At 67.4% G+C, this 4254-nt stretch carries 5 protein-coding genes; 1 reads left to right on the top strand and 4 read right to left on the bottom strand.

Annotated elements, in window-relative coordinates:
- From dnaQ to ACTS11_RS11950, 4 genes are all read right to left on the bottom strand, one after another.
- Positions 1-642, bottom strand: a 642-nt coding sequence (dnaQ, locus tag ACTS11_RS11965) for a DNA polymerase III subunit epsilon (protein ID WP_442640543.1), incomplete at its 3' end; no start/stop codon positions are given.
- Positions 635-1237, bottom strand: a complete 603-nt coding sequence (gene coaE, locus ACTS11_RS11960) for a dephospho-CoA kinase (protein WP_442640542.1) — start codon at positions 1235-1237, stop codon at positions 635-637. The genes dnaQ and coaE, both read right to left, overlap by 8 nt.
- Entirely contained in the window at positions 1237-2070 is an 834-nt protein-coding gene (locus tag ACTS11_RS11955) for a shikimate dehydrogenase (protein WP_442640541.1), read from the bottom strand. The genes coaE and ACTS11_RS11955 overlap by 1 nt, the downstream gene beginning before the upstream one ends.
- Positions 2070-2663: a Maf family protein gene (locus ACTS11_RS11950; RefSeq protein WP_442640540.1), complete on the bottom strand. Its 594-nt coding sequence runs from the start codon at positions 2661-2663 to the stop codon at positions 2070-2072. The genes ACTS11_RS11955 and ACTS11_RS11950 overlap by 1 nt, the downstream gene beginning before the upstream one ends.
- A 548-nt stretch (positions 2664-3211) precedes the next feature.
- Here ACTS11_RS11950 and rho point away from each other — a divergent pair.
- On the top strand, positions 3212-4254 hold a 1043-nt coding region (rho, locus tag ACTS11_RS11945), incomplete at its 3' end, for a transcription termination factor Rho (protein ID WP_442640539.1).

Here is a 4254-nt window from a genome sequence, read left to right as displayed (position 1 = left end):
GGCGTGGGCCGCCTTCTCCGTTTCGGTCAGGCGCGGGGGCAGGGCCTCGGTCCGCGGACGCGGGCGCCAGGCGGTCCCCTGCTCGCCCGGCGCCGCTTTCCGCTGCACCGTCTCGAGGACGAGGTCCGGCTGCTTGCCGCCGATGAGCTCGAGATAGACCTCGGCGAGGATCTCGGAGTCGAGCAGCGCGCCGTGCTTGGTGCGCATCGAGTTGTCGATCCCGAAGCGCCGGCACAGCGCGTCGAGCGAGGCGGGCGAGCCGGGAAACCGCCGCTTGGCGATGGCGAGCGTGTCGATGGCGCGGTCGGACGGAAGGATCGGCCGCCCGCTCCATTCCAGCTCCGCGTTCAGGAAACGCATGTCGAAGGACGCATTGTGGATGACGAGGGGCGAGTCCTCGATGAACTCGACGAAGGCGGCGACGATGGACGCGAAGACCGGCTTGTCGGCGAGGAAGGCATCGCCGAGGCCGTGGACCTCGAAAGCCTCCTGAGGCATCGGGCGTTCGGGGTTGATGTACTGGTGGTAGGTCCGCCCGGTCGGCATCTGGTGCCAGAGCTCGACCGCGCCGATCTCGACGATCCGGTGCCCGTCGAAGGGATCGAGGCCGGTGGTCTCGGTATCGAGAACGATCTCACGCATCGCCTGCCCTTTCCGCCCTGAGTTCCTGCACCAGTTGTTCCACGCTCCGCCGGGCGGATTCAAGGTCGTCCGTCCGGATGACGTGATCCGCGCGCGCCCGCTTCTCGGCATCCGGCACCTGGCGGGCGAGGAGGCGGGCGAAGCTCTCCTCGTCCATGCCGGGGCGGGCGAGGACGCGGCGGCGCTGTTCCCCGGGGTCGGTGGAGACGACGACGACCCGGTCGACCGCGCGCTCTCCGCCGGTCTCGAAGAGGAGCGGGATGTCGAGAAGAACGACATCGGCGCGCGCGTTCCGGGCGAGGAAGTCCCGCCGGTCGGCGGCGACCAGAGGATGAATGACAGTCTCTATCCGGTCGAGCAGGGACTGATCCCGTGCGATGGCGCGGCGCAGTTCGCCCCGGTCGACGCTGCCGTCCGGCCTGATCGCGTCGGGGACGAGCGGCCCGAGCGCCTGCGCGCCGGGGCCGCCCGCCGCGTAGATCCGGTGAACGGCGGCGTCGGCGTCCCACACGGGAACCCCCGCCTCGGCGAACATGGCCGCCGTGGTGGACTTCCCCATCCCGATGGAGCCCGTGAGCCCGAGGACGAGCGGCATCAGGACATGACCGCGTTGCGCAGGTCGTCGTCGACCATCGGCGTGTAGCTGAACCACCGCTCGAACCCCGGCACCGCCTGGTGGAGGAGCATGCCGAGACCATCGACCGTCTGGCACCCCTGCTTTTCGGCCAGCTCGAGGAGCGGTGTGCGCAACGGCGCATAAACGATGTCGGTGACGATGGTGGAGGGGATCGCCCCGCTGAGGTCGACCGAGAGCGGCGGCTGCCCGTCCATGCCGAGGGATGTCGTGTTCACGATCAGGTTGGCCTCGCGCACCAGCTCGGGGATCAGGGTCCAGTCCTGCGGCGAGACGCGGGCGCCGAACTGCTCCTTGAGACCGTCGGCGCGTGCGCGCGTGCGGTTCGCGACGTAGACCACCGGCGCACCGTCGGAGAGGAGCGCCCAGACGATCGCCTTGGCCGCGCCGCCGCTGCCCAGCACCAGGGCGGGCCCCATCCTGGCCGACCAGCCGGGAATGGTCTGACGGATGTTGGACAGGAACCCCGTGCCGTCCGTGTTGTCGGCCTGTATCCGCCCTTGCGCGGTGAAGGTCAGCGTGTTCGCCGCCCCGATGAGGGCCGCGCGATCCGTGACCGTATCGGCGAGCGACAGGACATGCTCCTTGTGGGGGATCGTGACGTTCACACCGACGAAGCCCATCATCGGCAGCACGCGCAGCACCTCGGCCAGGTCCGACTGCGCGACGCGCATCGGGATGTAGTGGCCGCGGAGCCCGTAACGCCGCAGCCAGTGGCCGTGGAGCTTGGGCGACAGGCTGTGCGCCACCGGGTCGCCGATGACCCCGGCCAGGGGAATGTCCTTCGCAGCCATCAGGTCAGCCAGCCTCGCAATCTGAGAAAGGAGCAGAGCTCCAGCAGGGGGAGCCCGAGCACCGAGAACCAGTCGCCCTCGATCCGGGAGAAGAGCCGCGCGCCATAGGCCTCGGCGTGATAGGCCCCGACCGAGGACGCGACCCCGGGCCAGGCCACATCGAGATAGGCGTCGATTTCGGCGGCCGAGAGGGCGTGCATCGACATCCGCGCGACGCCGACCGTCCGCCAGGCAGGCTGTCCCTCGTGGTAGAGGACAGCGCTGGAATAGAGGTGGTGCGTGCGCCCGGCGAGCGCGGCGAGCTGTTCGGCCGCCGCCTCGCGCGACGGCGGCTTGCCGAAGACCTGCCGGCCGAGCGCCAGAACCTGGTCCGATCCGACGACGATGGCGCTGGGGCGTTTCTCCTGCGCTTTCAGGGCCTTGAACTCGCCGAGCGCATCCGCCACGTCGCGCGGACCGGCCCCCTCCGCCTCCAGCGAGGCGCGGACCGATTCCTCGTCGATTCGCACCGGCAGCGCCTCGAAGGCGATCCCGGCGCTTTCCAGCATCCGGCGCCGCGTTTCGGAGGCCGAGGCGAGGACAAGATCGGGCACAAGCTCACCTTTGTTCTGGGTCGTCCTGTTGATAGGCGTCCCGCTGGTCGGTGAAAAGAGCGGGCGGAAACGGGCGCGCGGCAGCCTTGGCGGGAGAACGGTTGAGAAGTCGCCGGTTTCCCGTCCGTTTCTCCCCGGGGGCAACCTTGCGGGTCTCGCGGCGTGGATGGGTCAGTATTCCTTCTCTTTCGGAGAAGAAATGCACAGCTCTGTCAACCGCTACAAGACTTCAATGATCTGAATTAAAACGGGTTTTTCGGGAGTTCTCGATGTCCACGTTGCGGCGCCGCCGATCCCTCACAGCTTGGCGAACCGGTGGGGAAATGGCGGGAGATCGGGGTTTCAGGCGATCTCCACCCCTCCTACAGACTCCCAATACCTTCTTTCTCTCTTCCTGACTGGTCGGAACGAACGGGACAGCCGGCTTTCTTGACTTTCTTCCGGCCCCCGCTTAGCTGGGCCACATCCCGCCGTCCGGCGGTGAAGCTCACGCGAAAACCAAGCTTGCTCCGACACCGGAAGCGTCGCGCCTGCGAATGGTGGATTCCATGACAGAGAACAGTTTGCGTCTTGCCGATCTGAAGGCGAAATCGCCCAAGGACCTGCTGGCGATGGCCGAGGACCTCGAGATCGAGAACGCCTCGACCATGCGCAAGGGCGAGATGATGTTCGAGATCCTGCGCGAGCGGGCGGACGAAGGCTGGGAGATCGCCGGGGATGGTGTGCTGGAAGTGCTCCAGGACGGCTTCGGCTTCCTGCGGAGCCCGGAGGCGAACTACTTGCCCGGCCCGGACGACATCTACGTCTCGCCCGACATGATCCGGATGCATTCGCTGCGCACCGGCGACACGGTGGAAGGCGTCATCGTCGCCCCGCGCGAGACTGAGCGCTACTTCGCGCTGACGAAGGTGACGCGGATCAACTTCGAGGACCCGAACCGCGCCAAGCACAAGGTGGCGTTCGACAACCTCACGCCGCTCTACCCGGACGAGCGGCTGAAGATGGAGATCGAGGATCCGACCATCAAGGATCGCTCGGCCCGGATCATCGACCTGGTTGCCCCCATCGGCAAAGGCCAGCGCGCGCTGATCGTGGCGCCGCCCCGGACGGGCAAGACCGTGCTCCTCCAGAACATCGCGCATTCGATCGAGACGAACCATCCCGAGTGCTACCTGATCGTCCTCCTCATCGACGAGCGGCCGGAGGAAGTGACGGACATGCAGCGCTCCGTGAAGGGGGAGGTGATATCCTCCACCTTCGACGAACCGGCGACGCGGCACGTCGCGGTCTCGGAGATGGTGATCGAGAAGGCCAAGCGCCTCGTCGAGCACAAGCGCGACGTGGTGATCCTTCTCGATTCGATCACGCGCCTCGGCCGCGCCTTCAACACCGTGGTTCCGTCCTCGGGCAAGGTTCTGACCGGCGGTGTCGACGCCAACGCGCTCCAGCGGCCCAAGCGCTTCTTCGGCGCGGCACGGAACATCGAGGAGGGCGGATCGCTCACCATCATCGCGACGGCGCTGATCGATACCGGTAGCCGGATGGACGAGGTGATCTTCGAGGAGTTCAAGGGCACCGGCAACAGCGAGAT

Origin of the sequence: Roseicyclus sp. (genome assembly GCF_052168335.1) — a bacterium.
Taxonomy (GTDB): domain Bacteria; phylum Pseudomonadota; class Alphaproteobacteria; order Rhodobacterales; family Rhodobacteraceae; genus Roseibacterium.
Note: the sequence above shows the minus strand (reverse complement) of the source record. Positions and strands in the feature narration are given on the sequence as shown.

Excerpts from the sequence above, each read along its gene's own strand:
- ACTS11_RS11955 (WP_442640541.1), bottom strand. The coding sequence starts at position 2,070 with ATGGCTGCGAAGGACATTCCCCTGGCCGGGGTCATCGGCGACCCGGTG.
- coaE (WP_442640542.1), bottom strand. The coding sequence starts at position 1,237 with ATGCCGCTCGTCCTCGGGCTCACGGGCTCCATCGGGATGGGGAAGTCC.